Raw genomic sequence first — 15,907 nt, 5'->3', positions numbered from 1 at the left:
GTGTCACACCGTACCAGGATCGACCAGCGAAGATAACCCGTTGTCCTGCAACGGTCACGCATCGTCCGTTTCGTGCTCGCAGGCCGCGCCCGGACCGCCGCAAGGACGCCGTCTAGGGTGGCCGCATGACGAAAAAGGACACCGACAAGCCGGTCGTGCTGTCGAAGATCTACACCCGGGGCGGAGACGGCGGGCGGACCCGGCTCAGCGACATGAGCAAGGCCGCCAAGACCGACCCCCGGATCGCGGCCTACGCCGACGCCGAGGAGGCCAACGCCGCCATCGGCGTCGCCCTGGCCCTCGGCGAGGTGCCCGAGGACGTCCGCACGGTGCTGGCCCGGGTCCAGAACGAGCTGTTCGACCTCGGGGCGGACCTGTCCACCCCGCTCGCCCCGGAGGGCGAGGAGCCGGAGTTCCCGCCGCTCCGGGTGGAGCAGGACTACATCGACCGGCTGGAGGCCGACTGCGACGCGTTCAACGCCGGCCTGCCGGTGCTGCGCAGCTTCATCCTGCCCGGCGGCACCCCGGCGGTCGCGCTGATGCACCAGGCCCGGGTGGTGGCCCGGCGGGCCGAGCGCTCCGCCTGGGCCGCGATCGAGGAGCACGGCACCGGCGCCGGCGGCGGGATCAACGTCCGCACCGCGAAGTACCTGAACCGCCTCTCCGACCTGCTCTTCGTGCTCTGCCGGTACCTGGGCGCCGACGGCGGCGAGGTGCTCTGGAAGCCGGGCGGCGACCGCTGAGCGAACGGACGCGGTGATCTCGGCGCTGCGGCCCGGTCAGAGCGCTCTGACCGGGCCGCAGCGCCGAGATCGACGGGGAAGGGGGCTACTCGGAGAGCTCCCGCTCCACCGCCTCGACCTTGCTGGTGAGGCCGTCGGTGACGCCCTCCCGGATGTCGGCCTTGAGGGTGAGGGAGACCCGGGACGCGCCCTCGCCCGCCGCCTGCACGGCGCGCTTGACCACGTCCATCACCTCGTCCCACTCGCCCTCGACACTGGTGAACATGGCGTCGGTGCGGTTGGGCAGGCCGCTCTCCCGGACCACCTTGACCGCACGGGCCACCGCCGGAGCCACCGACTCGCCGGTGCCCAGCGGACTCACAGAGAATGCGACGATCATGGGGCCGACCCTAGCGCCCGGAGGGGGCCCGGGTCACTTCTCCCACGGCGTCCCCGGCGGCATCGACTCCAGCCAGGACAGGAAGCCGGTCAGCGCGCTCTCGCCCATCGCGAGCTCGTACGCGGGCTCGTCCGGGTCGGAGCCGTCCTCGGCGGCCCAGCCCACCCCGATCACGGCCAGATCCGCGGTGAGCTCGGTCAGGTCCTCGGGGCCGGGGTCGCGCCGCCCCACAACGACGAGACCGCGGCGCGGCAGCGTCGCTGCCGGCCGCGGCCAGAGGGAGAAGACGCGGTACCAGTGCAACCGCTCGCTCCCGTAGCGTCCGAGCCCGATCCTCCAGGGGGCCGGGCGCGCCCCTCCGCAGGGGCGCAGATGGCACTCGACGGCGCCGCCGCCGCGCTCCAGCAGGAACCGGCGGAGCGCCACCGCGCCGATCCCCAGCAGGGCCGCCGCGAGCAGGATGAAGAAGGACCACTCGGCGACTCTGAGCAGCGTCTGCCCGGACAGTTCTTCCCCCTCTGCGTACGGCCCCGGCGGGGCGCCGAGCGCCTCAGGCGGTGGTGGTCTCCCCCACCGCGGTGAGGCGGCTGCGCGCGCGCAGCGCGCGGGCCTGGGCCTCGGTGTCCTCCGGGGTCACCTTGGACTCGGCGTCGACCAGCGCCTTCTTGGCCCGCTCGACGTCGATGTCCTCGGCCAGCTCGGCGATCTCGGCCAGGATGGAGACCCGGTTGTCGTCGGCGACCGAGATGAAGCCGCCGTGCGCCGCGGCGCGGACCTCGCCGCTCTCGCGGCCGCCCACCACCCGGACCACCGAGCCCGGCGAGAGCAGGGCCAGCACCGGGGTGTGGCCCGGCTGGATGCCGATCTCGCCGTCGACGGTCTTGGCGATGACCATGTCGCCCTCGCCCGCCCACAGCTCGCGCTCAGGGGAGACGATCTCGACGAAAAGCTTCTTCGACACTGCCACAAACTCCTCTGGTAGAGGGCGGTTTCACGGGAGGCGGGCGCCCGGTGCCCCGGGTGCCCGCCTCCCGCCAACGCCTAGCCCTGCAGCGTCTTCGCCTTCTCGACGGCCATCTCGATGTTGCCGACGTCCAGGAAGGCCTGCTCGGGCAGGTGGTCGTACTCGCCGTCGCACAGGCCCTTGAAGGACTCGATGGTCTCCTCCAGCGGCACGAACACGCCCGGGTTGCTGGTGAACTTCTCCGCGACGAACATGTTCTGGGAGAGGAACCGCTCCAGGCGCCGCGCCCGCTGCACGATGATCTTGTCCTCTTCGGACAGCTCGTCGATGCCGAGGATGGCGATCTGGTCCTGCAGGTCGTTGTTGCGCTGCAGGATCTCCTTCACGCGCTGCGCCACGTCGTAGTGCTCCTGGCCCACGTACTGCGGGTCGAGGATGCGCGAGGTGGAGGCCAGCGGGTCCACCGCCGGGTAGATGCCCTTCTGCGAGATCGGGCGGGAGAGCTCGGTCGTCGCGTCCAGGTGGGCGAAGGTGGTCGCCGGAGCCGGGTCGGTGTAGTCGTCCGCCGGCACGTAGATCGCCTGCATCGAGGTGATCGAGTGGCCGCGGGTGGAGGTGATCCGCTCCTGCAGCTGGCCCATCTCGTCCGCCAGGTTGGGCTGGTAGCCCACCGCGGACGGCATGCGGCCGAGCAGGGTGGAGACCTCCTGGCCCGCCTGGGTGAAGCGGAAGATGTTGTCGATGAACAGCAGCACGTCCTGCTTCTGCACATCGCGGAAGTACTCCGCCATGGTCAGCGCGGACAGGGCCACCCGCAGACGGGTGCCCGGGGGCTCGTCCATCTGGCCGAAGACCAGCGCGGTGTCCTGGAGGACCTCCATCTCGTCCATCTCGAGGAAGAGGTCGGTGCCCTCACGGGTCCGCTCGCCCACGCCCGCGAAGACGGACACGCCGCCGAAGTTGCGGGCGATACGGGTGATCATCTCCTGGATCAGCACGGTCTTGCCGACGCCGGCGCCGCCGAACAGGCCGATCTTGCCGCCCCGCACGTACGGGGTGAGCAGGTCGATGACCTTGATGCCGGTGACCATCATCTCGGTCTTCGACTCGAGCTGGTCGAACGGCGGAGCCTGGCGGTGGATCGGCCAGCGCTCGGTGACGTTCAGCTCGGAGGTCTTCACGTCCAGGGACTCGCCCAGGGTGTTGAAGACGTGGCCCTTGACGACGTCGCCGACCGGGACGCTGATCGGCTCGCCGGTGTCGCGCACCTCGGCGCCGCGGACCATGCCGTCCTGCGGGGCGAGGCTGACGGTGCGGACCAGGTTGTCACCGAGGTGCTGGGCGACCTCGAGGGTGACGGTCTTGGACTCGCCGCCGACGACGACGTCGGTCTTGAGGGCGTTGTAGATGTCCGGCAGGGAGCCGACGGGGAACTCCACGTCGACGACCGGGCCCTTGACCGCGGCGATGCGACCGGTGGCCGTGCCCGGCTCCGCGGTCCCTTCAACAGTCGTGGTCACTTCTCTCACTCACTCCCCGCTGCACCAGCCAGAGCGTCGGCGCCGCCGACGATCTCGCTGATCTCGTTCGTGATCTCCGCCTGGCGCGCCTGGTTGGCCTGGCGGGTCAAGGTCTTGACAAGCTCCTCGGCGTTGTCGGTCGCCGCCTTCATGGCGTTGCGGCGCGAGGCCCACTGGGAGGCCGCCGACTCGAGGAGGGCGAAATAGATCCGGTTCGTCACGTACTGCGGAAGCAGCTGGTCCAGCGCCTCCTCCGCGGAGGGCTCGAACTCGTACAGCGGGAGGGCGCCCCCCTGCTGCTTCGCGAGTTCCGCGGGCTCCACCGGCTCGACCTCCAGCGGGAGGGCCCGGCGCGAGGCCGCCGACTGCGTCAGCATGGACACGAACTCGGTCGACACGATGTGGATCTCGTCCACGCCGCCCTCGGAGGCGTCCTGGGTGAACCGCTCCATGAGCGCGGCGCCGATCTCCTTGGCGTGCATGTAGGAGGGGCGCTCGGTGAGGCCCTCCCACTCCGCCTCGAGCTGCCGTCCGCGGAACCGGTAGTAGGCCACGCCCTTGCGGCCCACCATGTAGGTGACGACCTCCTTGCCCTGCTCCTGAAGCAGGGCGGTGAGGGACTCCGCCTCCTTGACCGCGTTCATCGTGTAGGCGCCGGCCAGGCCCTTGTCGCTGGTGATCACCAGGACGGCGGCCCGGGTCGGCTTCTCGGACTCGGTGAGCAGCGGGTGGTCGGTGACCCGGCCCGCGACCGCCGAGACGGCGCGGGTGATCTCCCGCGCGTACGGCCCGGCCGCCTCGACCGCCCGCTGCGCCTTGGTGATGCGGGTGGTGGCGATGAGCTCCATCGCGCGGGTGATCTTCGCCATCGACTTGGTCGAGCGGATCCTCCGCCGATAGACGCGAAGCTGTGCTCCCATGGGCTACTTCCCGGCGCTCTTGGCGACCTTGATGGTCTCCTGGCCGACCTTCTCGGCGTCCAGCGCCTCGGCCTCCTCCTCGGACCCGAGGATGCTGCCGGAGCTGGTCTGGAAGGTCTCCTTGAAGGAGGTCACGGCCTCCTTCAGGGCGGCCTCGGTCTCGGACTCGAACTTGCCGGACTCCCGGATGTTGTCCAGGATCCCGGAGTGCTCGCGGCCCAGGAAGTCCAGGAAGTCGCGCTCGAACCGGCGGACGTCCTCGACCGGCACGTCGTCCAGCTGGCCGGAGGTGCCCGCCCAGATCGAGACGATCTCCTCCTCGACCGGGAACGGGGCGTACTGGCCCTGCTTGAGCAGCTCCATCAGGCGCTGACCGCGCTCCAGCTGCTGCTTGGAGACGGCGTCCAGGTCGGAACCGAAGGCGGCGAAGGCCTCCAGCTCGCGGTACTGGGCCAGGCCCAGCCGGAGCGAACCGGTGACGTTCTTCATCGCCTTGGTCTGCGCGGCGCCGCCGACTCGGGAGACCGAGACACCGACGTTGATCGCCGGGCGCTGGCCCTGGTTGAACAGGTCCGACTCGAGGAAGACCTGGCCGTCGGTGATGGAGATGACGTTGGTCGGGATGTAGGCCGACACGTCGTTGGCCTTGGTCTCGATGATCGGCAGGCCGGTCATCGAGCCCGCGCCCATCTCGTCGGAGAGCTTGGCGCAGCGCTCCAGCAGCCGGGAGTGCAGGTAGAACACGTCGCCCGGGTAGGCCTCGCGGCCCGGCGGGCGGCGCAGCAGCAGGGACACGGCGCGGTAGGCCTCGGCCTGCTTGGTCAGGTCGTCGAAGACGATCAGGACGTGCTTGCCCTCGTACATCCAGTGCTGGCCGATGGCCGAGCCGGTGTAGGGGGCGATGTACTTGAAGCCCGCCGGGTCGGACGCCGGGGCGGCGACGATGGTGGTGTACTCCATCGCGCCGGCCTCTTCGAGGGCGCCCTTCACGCCGGCGATGGTGGAGCCCTTCTGGCCGACCGCGACGTAGATGCAGCGCACCTGCTTGCTCGGGTCGCCGGACTCCCAGTTGGACTTCTGGTTGATGATGGTGTCGATGCAGACCGCGGTCTTGCCGGTCTGCCGGTCACCGATGATCAGCTGGCGCTGGCCGCGACCGACGGGGGTCATCGAGTCGATGGCCTTGATGCCGGTCTGCATCGGCTCGCCGACCGGCTGGCGCTGCATCACGGTGGGCGCCTGGAGCTCCAGCTCGCGGCGCTCGGTGGTCTCGATCTCGCCCTGGCCGTCGATCGGGCGGCCCAGCGGGTCCACCACGCGGCCCAGGTAGGAGTCGCCCACCGGGACGGAGAGGACCTGGCCGGTGCGGCGCACCGTCTGGCCCTCCTCGATCCCGGTGAAGTCGCCCAGGACGATCGCGCCGATCTCGCCGATCTCCAGGTTCAGGGCCAGGCCCAGGGTGCCGTCTTCGAATTCGAGCAGCTCGTTCGCCATCGCCGAGGGAAGGCCGCCGATACGGGCGGTCCCGTCACCGGCGCTGGTGACGGTTCCGACCTCTTCACGCGCGGCGGCGTCGGGCTCGTACGACTGGACGAAACGCTGCAGCGCGTTCCGGATTTCCTCCGGCCGGATCGTCAGCTCCGCCATCTCAGGTATGTCCTTGCTCTCGTATGGCGCCGCTGTACCCGGCGCCGTGCGTATTGCGTTGCGTGATTCGTCGTGTCAGCCGGCCAGGCGGCGGCGGACCTCCGCGAGCCGCCCGGCGACGCTGCCGTCGATGACCTCGTCGCCTACGCGGATGGAGAGGCCGCCCACGAGCTCGGGGACGACTTCGATGTTGAGGTGGATGGGCCGGCCGTAGGACCTGGTGAGGACCTGGCGCAGGCGCTCCTGCTGGGCGTCGCTCAGCGCCGCCGCCGTCCGGACCACAGCGATGAAGTGCTGCGCCCGGTCGGCGACCAGCTGCTGGTAGTGCTCCAGCCCCTGCTCCAGGGTACGTCCCCGGGGACGCACGGCCGCCTCGGTGATCAGGGCCAGCGAGGGGGCGCTGACCTTGCCCGACAGCAGCTCGTCCAGAAGCGTGCGCTTGTGCGCCCCGTCGACCCCGTCCAGGGTCAGCGCGGCGCGCAGCTCCGGCTGCGCCTCGATGATCCGCTCGAACCGGAAGAGCTCGTCCTCCAGTCCGTCCAGGCCGCCGGCCTGGGCCGAGGCGACGGTCGCGTAGACCGCCAGCCGCTCGACCGCGTCCAGCAGGTCCCGCGGGCGGGACCACTTGGCCTGGACGATGTCGCCGACCACGAGGACCGTGGACGGCGACACCTTCGACTCCAGGAGCTCGCCGATCAGCTGCGACTTCGCCTCGGCCGGGTTGGCCTGGTCGGCCAGCCAGCGGCGGAGCGAGCTCTCGGCCCCGAGCAGGGACACGACCTCGAAGAGCTCGTGTCCCAGTGCCGCGGCGTCGGCCGAGGGCAGGATCGCGTCGAGGCGCTGGGTGACCTCGGCCAGGGAGGTGCGGCTGATCCCACGCATCAGCGCACCTCGGCCTGGCTCGAGGTCGTGCTCTCGCCCTGCTCCAGCTCGTCCAGGAACCGGTCGATCACCCGGCTCTGCAGAGCGCCGTCGGCGAGGGACTCACCGACGATCCGCTCGGCCAGATCGGTGGAGAGGGTTCCGATCTCGGCCCGCAGCTGGGCGATGGCCTGCTGCCGGTCGGCCTCGATCTGAGCGTGCGCCGCATCGACGATGCGTCGGGCCTCGACCTGGGCCTCGTCCCGAGCCTCGGCGATGATCGCGGCGCGCTGCTCCTTGGCCTTCTCGAGCTCGGCGGCGTACTGGCGGTGCGCCTCGTCGAGCTTCTCGCGGTACTGCTGACGGATCTCCTCCGCCTCCGCCTCGGCCTTCTTCGCACGCTCGATGCCACCTTCGATCTGGTTGGCACGCTCGTCCAGAGCCGAGCTCAACTTGGGCCACATCTTGTAGACGACGGCCAAGATGATGAGGAAGGCGATGGAGCCGAAGACGAACTCATCCACGTGGATACGGAGGATGTTCTCTTCTGCAGCCAATCCGATCACGGCTGGCATCTCCTTCGTTGTCGCGTACGGTTAGAAGATCAGCCGGCCTGGATGAACGCGAGAACGAAGCCGAGAATGGCCAGCGCCTCGACGACCGCGAAGCCGAAGATCATCTGGCCCTGCAGGATGCCGCGGGCCTCGGGCTGGCGGGCGATGGCCTGCACGCCCATGCCGAAGATGAGGCCGACGCCGATGCCGGGGCCGATGGCGGCGAGACCGTAACCGATGGTCGCGAGGCTACCGGTGATTTCCATTGTTTTTCCTCTTTAACTCAGACACGCCGACGGGCTCTGTGCCGCCGAACTGACGTTGATTACCGGACTGGGGTCGTAAAGCGCGCGCACCGTTCTAGTGCGCACCCTCCATGGCCTCACCGAGGTAAATGGAGGACAGTAGGACGAACACATAGGCCTGGACGGCCATGATGAAGAGTTCGAAGGCGGTGAAGACAAGGAACCCGATCAGCGCGACCGCGGAGAAGCCCGTGGAGAGCAGCCCCAGGCCGATGTTGGGGGCGCCGAACAGGTTGAACATGTACCAGCCGCCCGCGGCGAAGACCGCCAGCAGCAGGTGGCCGGCGAACATGGTCGCGAAGAGTCGGATCATGTGCGTGGCCGGGCGGATGACGAAGTTCGACAGCGCCTCGATCGGCACCACGACCGGGAGGATCCACGCCGGGACGCCGCCCGGGACCAGCCGCGCCTTGAAGTGCGCGCCCGCGCCGTGGCGCCTGATGCCCACCGCGTTCCAGAGGATGAAGACGAAGATCGCCAGGACCGCCGGGTACGCCAGGTTGGAGGTGACCGGCAGCTGCAGCCCGGGGATGATCCCCATCACGTTCATGCTGAAGATGAACAGGAACAGGGCGACCATCAGCGGGAGGAACTTGTCGCCCTCCTTGCCCATGGTGTTCCGGGTGATCTGGTCCCGGATGAAGCCCACCAGCAGCTCGGCCAGGCTCTGGCCTCGGGAGGGGACGACCTTCGCGTTGCGGGTGGTGAAGTACCAGAAGCCCGCGGCGACCAGCAGGGCGACCACCAGCACCAGGGCGTACTTGGTGATCCCCGAGGTCATCGGGAGGCCGAAGTCCACCCACGGGGTCGGGAAGAAGAGGCTGGTGCCAGGGGCCTCGAAGCCGCACCCGAAGTCGTTGAAGAGATGGCAGCCCTCTTCACCGGCGGCGCTGTACATGACGTCAGCACTCACGGCGAACCCTTTCGTCGTGACGCAACTCAATCCTCGATTTATAGGGCCCTGCCGCGCCGCTCTCGGGGAGCCGCCGGCTACCGGGCTGGACGTTCAGGACCGGACGTACTGGGTGATGATCAGGTAGAGCGACCCGATCAGGCCCAGCAGGAGACCGATGGGCAGGAACAGCGTCTCGAATCCGAGCGCCAGATCCGCCAACCAGCCGACGAAACCCCAGAAGGCCAGGCCCCCCAGTAGATACGAGAGGACCGTCATCGCATTGGCGCGCGGGGCCTCTTCGGCGCCCTTCGCGTCCGCACGCTCGCTCATCTCGTCGCTCCGGAAGATAGCAGTTGGTGATAATCGTTTGCACATCCCCCCTGGGGAGGGGGGTCACCGCTGTTCCCCGGGCGACGCGGCGGTCTGCTCCCCTTCGCGTTCGGGCTCCGCGGCGGGCTGCGGATCGGGTTCCACGTAGAACTGCTTGACCCGCTTGCTCGCCACGGCCTGCCCGCCGAGCCAGGCGACGATGCAGGCCAGCGCGGAGAACGCGAAGGCGGTGTGGTCGAACGCGGTCGACCCCCCGAAGACCAGGAGGACCACCACGAGAATGCCGATCTTGGTCGTGTAGACCAGGAACGCCACCGGCAGCATCAGCTGCGGGCTGCGCTCACCCGTCCACGCGATCACATAGGCGGACACCGCGAAGCTGCCCAGCACGAGCAGCGCTGCGAACACTCCCCCGAGCAGCCCGTGCAGCCCCGCGAAGGCGAAGCCGACGGCCATCGCGACGAGGCCGGTCAGGGCGGTGGGAATCGCGGCGCCGCGGAGGATCCGGGCGTCGTGTTCCTGCATGGCTGAGCTCCGGTCGGTGTTCAGTGGGGTGCTTGCTCGTGAAAGCTATCACAAGGATTTCGGCCCCCGATCCGGGAGTCCTTTACGCACAGCTTACCTGTGTTCAGGATGTCCGGATCCGGGTGCTACTCCAGGGTATGGGGTGTTCTGCGTGCACCGACACCACCCCCCGGAGAAGTCCGGAATCGCCCCCTGCGGAGCACAGAAGTTCACACTCCGCTCAGCCGCCGGTCCCCCCTTCGGCCTGCTCGGATCCGGTGGCGCGGAGCTCTGCGGCCCGGCGCCGGAGCGCCCGCCGGCGCAGCCGCGGAAGCGTGATGAGTCCCACTGCGCAGGCGGCCACCAGCACGGTCACGGTCAGCACCATCAGCGGCGAGTCCAGCACCGAGAGCGACACCGAGGCGAACGCGATGATCGCCGCCCAGAGGTACATCAGCAGCACCGCGCGCTTGTGCGAGTGCCCCAGCTCCAGCAGCCGGTGGTGCAGGTGCTTCTTGTCCGGGGCGAACGGCGACTTGCCGGCCAGGGTGCGGCGGACCACCGCGAGCACCAGGTCGGCCAGCGGCAGCGCGAGCACCAGCAGCGGGAGCAGCACCGGGAGGAACGCGGCCAGGGAGTGGAACCCGCTCATCCCGCCGGCGGCCGCGGCCTCGCGGTCCGGCAGGAACAGCCCGGTGACCGAGATGGTGATGGAGGCCAGCAGCAGGCCGAGCAGCATGGAGCCGGTGTCGCCCATGAACACCCGGGCCGGGTTGAAGTTGTGCAGCAGGAAGCCGATGCAGACCCCGACCAGGATGATCGCGATCATCGCCGGGTAGGACTGCCGCTCGAACCCGCGGTCCACCGCGGCCACGTAGTAGTAGGCGAAGAACGCCATCGCGGAGATCGCCACGATGCCGGCGGCCAGCCCGTCCAGCCCGTCGGCGAAGTTCACCGCGTTGATGGTGACCAGGATGAGCAGCACCGACAGCACCGCGCCCAGCCACGGGCCGAGCGAGAGCTGCATCCCGGGCAGCGGCAGCCAGAGCAGCTGCACGCCCTGGGCGACCAGGATGCCCGCGGCCGCGGTCTGCCCGGCCAGCTTGGGCACCGGGCCCATCCCCCACCGGTCGTCGATGATGCCGATGACGGTGATCAGCCCGCCGGCCAGGAGCAGCCCGGACCAGATCTTCGCGGTGTCGGTGCGGAAGACCTCCTGCAGGTGCGGGAGCTGCGCGGAGATCAGCATCGCGGCGGCGAAGCCGCCGTAGATGGCGATGCCGCCCATCCGCGGGATCGGCTCGGTGTGCACGTCCCGGTCCCGGACCGGGGGCACCGCGCCGACGGCGATCGCCGCTCTCCGGACGAAGGGGGTCAGCAGATAGGTGACCGCCACGGCGATGACGAAGGTGAGCGCGTACTCACGCACGGCGTGACCGGTGGCCTTTCACGGACGTCGCGCGCGGGCTCGCGGGCCGCCGCGCGCATCGGCGGGGATCTTCGGGTCCCCCGAAACTAGCACTCCCCCGGACTCCCGGCACCCTACTCGCTCCGCCGCGCCGAGGGCTCCCCGGTCTCCCCGCCGGGGCCGCTCTCCGGCCCCTCCGCCGCCGCGTCGCCCCGCTCGGGGGCCTCCGCGGACACGGCCGGGGCGTCCGTCCCGGCGTCCTTCCCGGAGTCCGTTCCGGCGCTGTCCGCCGCGCCCTGCGCGCCGTCCCCGGCCTCCGCGGCGGCGCCCTGCTCGGGCCCGCCCTCCGCGTTCTCCGGCTCGGCCTCGGGCTCCGGGTCGGGGCGGCGGCGCGGCTTGGCCTCGCCGATGACGGTGCCGCAGACCGCGCGGAGCCGCTCGATCGGGATGGCGCCGGAGCGCAGCACCCGGGGCACCGCGTAGGTGAGGTCGACGATGGTGGAGGGGACGCCGCCCTCGCACAGGCCGCCGTCCAGGTAGACCGAGACCGAGTCGCCGAGCTGCTCCGCGGCCTCCTCGGCCCGGGTCGCGGCCGGCCGCCCGGAGAGGTTGGCGCTGCTCACCGCCATCGGGCCGGTCTCCTTGAGCAGCTCGATGGCGACCGGGTGCATCGGCATCCGGACCGCCACCGTGCCCTGGGTGTCGCCCAGGTCCCAGGAGAGGCTCGGGGTGGCCCGGCAGACGATGGTGAGCGGCCCGGGCCAGAACTCGTCGATCAGGTCCTGGCCGTGCCCGCCCAGGTCCTCGATGAGCGCGTGCGCGGCGCGCACCGACCCGACCAGCACCGGCGGGGGCATGTCCCGGCCGCGGCCCTTGGCCTTCAGCAGGGAGGCCACCGCGGCGGGGCTGAACGCGTCCGCGCCGATCCCGTAGACCGTGTCGGTGGGCAGGACCACCAGCTCGCCCTTGCGCACGGTGGACGCCGCGTCGGCGATCCCGTCCCTGCGCGCCTCGTCGTCGGCGCAGTCGTAGCTGCGGCTCACGGATGTCACCCCGTTCTCGAAGGCGGCCGCCGGGCCGCCGTGTCGCTCCGCCGTGTCAGTCGTCGGCGCGGCGCATCACCACGAACCTGTCCCTGCGGGCCAGGTCCTTGCGGTTGCGCACGTCGCGCCAGCCCAGCTCTTCGGGGAAGAGCCGGGGGATGTCGATGCCCTGGCCGTCGCCGTGCTCGATGGCCATCGCCCCGCCGGGCCGCAGCAGCCGGCGGCCCACCCCTTCCAGGGCGCGGATCATGTCCAGGCCGTCCTTGCCGGACCACAGCGCCGACGCCGGGTCGTGGTCGCGGACCTCGGGCGGGATGACCGGGGCGTCCTCGGTGGGCACGTAGGGAGGGTTGCTGATCAGCAGGTCGACCCGGCCGTCCAGCTCCGGGAGCGCGGTGCGCATGTCGCCGCGGTGCGCGGTGACCCGGTCGCCGTGGCCGGTGGCCTCGATGTTGCGCCGGGCCCAGGCCAGCGCCTCCTCCTCCAGCTCCACCGCGTGCACGCGGGAGCGCGGCACCTCCTGGGCGATGGAGATCGCGATGGCGCCGGAGCCGGTGCCGAGGTCCACCACCAGGGGGTCGGCGACGTCCATGGCGCGCAGCGTCTCGATCGCCCAGTCGACCATGATCTCGGTCTCCGGGCGCGGCACGAAGACGCCGGGGCCGACCTGGAGTTCGAGGTAGCGGAAGTAGGCGCGGCCGGTGATGTGCTGCAGCGGCTCCCGGGCGGCGCGGCGCGCCACGCACTCCCAGTACAGCGCGTCGAAGTCGGAGTCGGCGACCTGGTGCAGCTCTCCTCGACGAACGCCGTGCGCGAACGCCGCCAGCTCCTCGGCGTCGGTGCGGGGCGAGTCCACGCCCGCCTCGGCCAACCGAAGCGTGGCCCGCGCGACTTCGTCGAGCAGGAAGTTCATGACTGGGCCTGCTCCAGCCTTTCCTTGGTGTCGGCGTCGATGAGGGCCTGCAGCACGCCGCTCAGGTCGCCGTCGAGGACCTGGTCGAGATTGTAGGCCTTGTAGCCGACTCGGTGGTCGGAGATGCGGTTCTCCGGGAAATTGTAGGTGCGCACCCGCTCGGACCGGTCGACCGTGCGGACCTGGCTCTTCCGCTCGGCCTGCGCCTCGGCGTCCGCGGTGGCCTGGGCCTCGGCCAGGATCCGGGCGCGCAGGATCCGCATCGCCTGCTCCTTGTTCTGGAGCTGGCTCTTCTCGTTCTGGCAGGAGACCACGATGCCGGTGGGCATGTGGGTGATGCGCACCGCGGAGTCGGTGGTGTTCACGCTCTGCCCGCCGGGGCCGGAGGAGCGGTACACGTCGATCCGCAGGTCGTTGTCGTTGATCTCGACGTCGATCTCCTCGGCCTCGGGCACCACCAGCACGCCGGCGGCCGAGGTGTGGATCCGGCCCTGGGACTCGGTGACCGGGACGCGCTGCACCCGGTGCACGCCGCCCTCGAACTTGAGGTTGGGCCAGACGCCCTCGCCCGGCTCGGGCGTCCCCTTGTTCTTGAAGGCGATCGTGATGTCCTTGTACCCGCCCAGGTCGGAGGCGGTGGAGTCGATGACCTCGGTCTTCCAGCCGCGGCGCTCGGCGTAGCGCAGGTACATCCGGACCAGGTCGCCCGCGAACAGCGCGGACTCCTCGCCGCCCTCGCCGGCCTTGACCTCCATGATGAGGTTCTTGTCGTCGGCCGGGTCGCGCGGGACGAGCAGGACCCGCAGCCGCTCGGTGAGCCGCTCGGCCTCGTCGGCCAGCCGGTCGGCCTCCTCGGCGAAGGAGGCGTCCTCGGCGGCCAGTTCGCGGGCCGCCTCGATGTCGCTCTCCACCTGGTTGAGCTCGCGGTAGGCGGCGATGATCGGGGTGAGCTGTGAGTAGCGCTTGCCCAGGCTCCTGGCGCGCGCCTGGTCGGCGTGCACCTCGGGGTCGGCGAGCTGCTGTTCCAGCTCGTAGTACTCGCCCAGGAGGTCGTCCAGCTTCACGTTTCGTCAGTCCCCGTCGAGGTGGTGTCCAATCGGATGCGCGGATGCACTGCGGCGCCGTGCCGCGCGCCGCCGGAGAGGCGCGCGGCCGGCGCCGCTGCGGCGGGCGCTACTTGCGCTTGCCGAAACGCTTCTCGAAGCGGGCCACCCGGCCGCCGGTGTCCATGATCTTCTGCTTGCCCGTGTAGAACGGGTGGCAGGCGGAGCAGATGTCCGTGCGGATCGAGCCGTCGGCCTTGGTGCTGCGGGTGACGAAGCTGTTCCCGCAGGTGCAGGTCACCTGGGTGACGACGTACTCGGGGTGGATGTCGGCCTTCACGTGTTCTCCTCTTGACAAGTGCGGTCGCCGGACGCACGCCGCTGGGAAGGAACGCTGGGCACGGGTCGCCCCCTCGACGCGCGGAGGGGCGGGTGAGCGGCGTGCGCGAACCGGTACCGCGGTGGTCGTCGGACCGGGCGCGCCCCTGCCACAGGGCAGGAGGTTCCTTCCCCTACCAGTCTGCCAGACCTGCGAACAAGAACCGACCGCCGGTTCTTCCCCGACCGGCTACTTTCCGCCGTCCTGGCCCCGGCCGGTGCCGGCGACGTCCTCGCCCGGGTAGTCGCCGGTGCTCGGTGAGGGCTCGGGCTCGGCGGGCGCCTCCTCCGGGCACATCGCCAGTTCGATCATGGCCCAGGCGGGCGGGTCCGGGTCCTTGGCGGAGCGGGCCTGGAACAGGGTGAAGTCGCGGTCGTCGCCGTGCACCGTCCAGGTGCGCGACCCCGGGATGTTGCCCGGGTGCATCCACACCTGCTCGCCGCAGGTCAGGGTGTAGGAGCGCGGGCCGAGCGCGTAGCCGTAGCCGTTCTCCTGCTCGGCCTGGACGGTGAGCATCTGCTCCAGCATCTCCTCGTCGAGCAGTTCGCCGTCGAGCAGCGCCCGCCAGAACCGGTTGAGGTCGCCGACGGTGGAGACCACCTGCGCGGTGCCGTACCACCGGGTGGGGTTGAACTCGGTGATGTCCACCATGGAGCCGTGCGAGCGGGTGTAGGCGCGCAGCACCGGCTCGGGCATCTCCGAGTCGAACGGGATGGAGGTGTCCTCCAGGCCGAGCGGCTCGATCACCCGCTCCTGCACCGCCTCGGCGTAGGGGCGCCCGGTGACCCGCTCGATGGCCATCGCGACCAGCACGTAGTTGGTGTTGGAGTACTCGACGTCGGTGGCGGGCGGGAAGACCGGCCGGTGCCGCTGGGAGACCTCCACCAGCTCCTCGGGGGTCCAGCTCCGCTCCGGGTCGGCCACCACGCTGGGCATGTCCTTGTTGTAGCTGTACAGCCCGCTGGTGTGGCTGAGCAGCATGCGCAGGGTGATCTGCTGACCGCCCTCCACCACCCCGGGGAGCATGTCCTCCAGGGTGTCGCTCAGCTCCAGGCTGCCGTCCTGCACCAGGAGGAGCGCGGTGGCGGCCACGAAGGGCTTGGACAGGCTGGCGATGCGGAAGTGCGCGTCGGGGTCGACCGGGGTGCCGCGCTCCCGGTCGGCGACGCCGGCCACCCCGTTCCAGACGTCCGAGCCGCCCTCGTTCCGCTCCACCAGTTCGGCGACGGCCCCGCTGGAGCCCTGCACGACCACCTCGTTGAGGGCGCGCTGGAGCTCGATCCGGCGCTCCGCGCCGATGTCCGGCGGGTCGGGGGGCGGGGCGGGGCGCGCATCGGTCGACTCGGTGGCGTCCCCCTCACCGCCCCAGGGGACGTTGACGGCGACGATCGCGGCGGCGGCCACGAGCGCCGCCGCACCCCCGGTCGCGGCCCACCTCTTGAAGTCCATACCAGCCGAATGGAAGCACGGAACCCCGGTTTTGGCGAACCGAAGCGCGG

19 protein-coding genes are annotated in these 15,907 nt (G+C 70.5%); 1 reads left to right on the top strand and 18 read right to left on the bottom strand.

Annotated features, from left to right (window positions below):
- Positions 1-125 precede the first annotated feature (125 nt).
- Entirely contained in the window at positions 126-743 is a 618-nt protein-coding gene (locus D459_RS0113720) for a cob(I)yrinic acid a,c-diamide adenosyltransferase (RefSeq protein ID WP_017593585.1), read from the top strand.
- A gap of 85 nt (positions 744-828) precedes the next feature.
- On the opposite strand, the gene D459_RS0113715 is transcribed toward D459_RS0113720, so the two are convergent.
- The 18 genes from D459_RS0113715 to D459_RS0113630 all read right to left on the bottom strand — a co-directional run bounded on the left by D459_RS0113715 (position 829) and on the right by D459_RS0113630 (position 15,857).
- Positions 829-1,122, bottom strand: a complete 294-nt coding sequence (locus tag D459_RS0113715; RefSeq protein ID WP_017593584.1) for an MTH1187 family thiamine-binding protein — start codon at positions 1,120-1,122, stop codon at positions 829-831.
- 33 nt (positions 1,123-1,155) lie between these two features.
- Entirely contained in the window at positions 1,156-1,629 is a 474-nt protein-coding gene (locus D459_RS0113710) for a DUF2550 domain-containing protein (protein ID WP_040709979.1), read from the bottom strand.
- Positions 1,630-1,672: 43 nt separating this feature from the next.
- The gene (locus tag D459_RS0113705) at positions 1,673-2,083 is read right to left on the bottom strand and encodes a F0F1 ATP synthase subunit epsilon (RefSeq protein ID WP_017593582.1); all 411 of its coding nucleotides are present in this window, start codon (positions 2,081-2,083) and stop codon (positions 1,673-1,675) included.
- Between the two features lie 80 nt (positions 2,084-2,163).
- Positions 2,164-3,606, bottom strand: coding sequence for a F0F1 ATP synthase subunit beta (gene atpD, locus D459_RS0113700; RefSeq protein ID WP_017593581.1), 1,443 nt, complete (start codon positions 3,604-3,606; stop codon positions 2,164-2,166).
- A 5-nt stretch (positions 3,607-3,611) separates the two neighbouring features.
- A complete protein-coding gene (locus D459_RS0113695) occupies positions 3,612-4,526 on the bottom strand; it encodes a F0F1 ATP synthase subunit gamma (RefSeq protein WP_026120365.1) in 915 nt (304 codons plus the stop codon).
- Between the two features lie 3 nt (positions 4,527-4,529).
- The gene (gene atpA / locus D459_RS0113690; RefSeq protein WP_017593579.1) at positions 4,530-6,173 is read right to left on the bottom strand and encodes a F0F1 ATP synthase subunit alpha; all 1,644 of its coding nucleotides are present in this window, start codon (positions 6,171-6,173) and stop codon (positions 4,530-4,532) included.
- A 75-nt stretch (positions 6,174-6,248) separates the two neighbouring features.
- Entirely contained in the window at positions 6,249-7,055 is an 807-nt protein-coding gene (locus D459_RS0113685; RefSeq protein ID WP_017593578.1) for a F0F1 ATP synthase subunit delta, read from the bottom strand.
- Complete coding sequence (gene atpF / locus D459_RS0113680) at positions 7,055-7,600, bottom strand: F0F1 ATP synthase subunit B (protein ID WP_017593577.1); 546 nt, start codon at positions 7,598-7,600, stop codon at positions 7,055-7,057. Before atpF ends, D459_RS0113685 begins: the two co-directional genes overlap by 1 nt.
- Before the next feature lie 38 nt (positions 7,601-7,638).
- Positions 7,639-7,854: an ATP synthase F0 subunit C gene (gene atpE, locus D459_RS0113675; RefSeq protein ID WP_017593576.1), complete on the bottom strand. Its 216-nt coding sequence runs from the start codon at positions 7,852-7,854 to the stop codon at positions 7,639-7,641.
- A gap of 94 nt (positions 7,855-7,948) precedes the next feature.
- Entirely contained in the window at positions 7,949-8,791 is an 843-nt protein-coding gene (atpB, locus tag D459_RS0113670) for a F0F1 ATP synthase subunit A (RefSeq protein ID WP_017593575.1), read from the bottom strand.
- Between the two features lie 108 nt (positions 8,792-8,899).
- Entirely contained in the window at positions 8,900-9,118 is a 219-nt protein-coding gene (locus D459_RS0113665; protein WP_017593574.1) for a hypothetical protein, read from the bottom strand.
- A gap of 63 nt (positions 9,119-9,181) precedes the next feature.
- The gene (locus D459_RS0113660; RefSeq protein ID WP_017593573.1) at positions 9,182-9,643 is read right to left on the bottom strand and encodes a hypothetical protein; all 462 of its coding nucleotides are present in this window, start codon (positions 9,641-9,643) and stop codon (positions 9,182-9,184) included.
- Positions 9,644-9,863: 220 nt separating this feature from the next.
- On the bottom strand, positions 9,864-11,051 hold the full coding sequence (locus D459_RS0113655) for a glycosyltransferase family 4 protein (protein ID WP_017593572.1): 1,188 nt from the start codon (positions 11,049-11,051) through the stop codon (positions 9,864-9,866).
- A gap of 113 nt (positions 11,052-11,164) precedes the next feature.
- Entirely contained in the window at positions 11,165-12,073 is a 909-nt protein-coding gene (locus D459_RS0113650) for an L-threonylcarbamoyladenylate synthase (RefSeq protein WP_017593571.1), read from the bottom strand.
- A gap of 55 nt (positions 12,074-12,128) precedes the next feature.
- Positions 12,129-12,986 carry a peptide chain release factor N(5)-glutamine methyltransferase gene (gene prmC, locus D459_RS0113645; RefSeq protein WP_017593570.1) on the bottom strand — a complete coding sequence of 286 codons (858 nt, stop codon included), beginning with the start codon at positions 12,984-12,986 and terminating at the stop codon, positions 12,129-12,131.
- A complete protein-coding gene (prfA, locus tag D459_RS0113640; RefSeq protein WP_017593569.1) occupies positions 12,983-14,050 on the bottom strand; it encodes a peptide chain release factor 1 in 1,068 nt (355 codons plus the stop codon). The genes prmC and prfA overlap by 4 nt, the downstream gene beginning before the upstream one ends.
- 109 nt (positions 14,051-14,159) lie before the next feature.
- Complete coding sequence (rpmE, locus tag D459_RS0113635) at positions 14,160-14,369, bottom strand: 50S ribosomal protein L31 (RefSeq protein WP_017593568.1); 210 nt, start codon at positions 14,367-14,369, stop codon at positions 14,160-14,162.
- 228 nt (positions 14,370-14,597) lie between these two features.
- Complete coding sequence (locus D459_RS0113630) at positions 14,598-15,857, bottom strand: serine hydrolase domain-containing protein (protein ID WP_017593567.1); 1,260 nt, start codon at positions 15,855-15,857, stop codon at positions 14,598-14,600.
- Between the last annotated feature and the right edge of the window lie 50 nt (positions 15,858-15,907).

Source organism: Nocardiopsis potens DSM 45234 (genome assembly GCF_000341105.1).
GTDB classification, from domain to species: domain Bacteria; phylum Actinomycetota; class Actinomycetes; order Streptosporangiales; family Streptosporangiaceae; genus Nocardiopsis_A; species Nocardiopsis_A potens.
This window is presented reverse-complemented; position numbering and strand designations above follow the sequence as displayed.

What these genes read in the sequence shown, in the direction of transcription:
- atpB (WP_017593575.1), bottom strand. Translation starts at nt 8,791, where the DNA reads ATGTACAGCGCCGCCGGTGAAGAGGGCTGCCATCTCTTCAACGACTTC.
- D459_RS0113630 (WP_017593567.1), bottom strand. Translation starts at nt 15,857, where the DNA reads ATGGACTTCAAGAGGTGGGCCGCGACCGGGGGTGCGGCGGCGCTCGTG.
- D459_RS0113720 (WP_017593585.1), top strand. Translation starts at nt 126, where the DNA reads ATGACGAAAAAGGACACCGACAAGCCGGTCGTGCTGTCGAAGATCTAC.
- atpA (WP_017593579.1), bottom strand. Translation starts at nt 6,173, where the DNA reads ATGGCGGAGCTGACGATCCGGCCGGAGGAAATCCGGAACGCGCTGCAG.
- atpE (WP_017593576.1), bottom strand. Translation starts at nt 7,854, where the DNA reads ATGGAAATCACCGGTAGCCTCGCGACCATCGGTTACGGTCTCGCCGCC.
- D459_RS0113660 (WP_017593573.1), bottom strand. Translation starts at nt 9,643, where the DNA reads ATGCAGGAACACGACGCCCGGATCCTCCGCGGCGCCGCGATTCCCACC.
- D459_RS0113695 (WP_026120365.1), bottom strand. Translation starts at nt 4,526, where the DNA reads ATGGGAGCACAGCTTCGCGTCTATCGGCGGAGGATCCGCTCGACCAAG.
- D459_RS0113665 (WP_017593574.1), bottom strand. Translation starts at nt 9,118, where the DNA reads ATGAGCGAGCGTGCGGACGCGAAGGGCGCCGAAGAGGCCCCGCGCGCC.
- D459_RS0113715 (WP_017593584.1), bottom strand. Translation starts at nt 1,122, where the DNA reads ATGATCGTCGCATTCTCTGTGAGTCCGCTGGGCACCGGCGAGTCGGTG.
- D459_RS0113685 (WP_017593578.1), bottom strand. Translation starts at nt 7,055, where the DNA reads ATGCGTGGGATCAGCCGCACCTCCCTGGCCGAGGTCACCCAGCGCCTC.
- prmC (WP_017593570.1), bottom strand. Translation starts at nt 12,986, where the DNA reads ATGAACTTCCTGCTCGACGAAGTCGCGCGGGCCACGCTTCGGTTGGCC.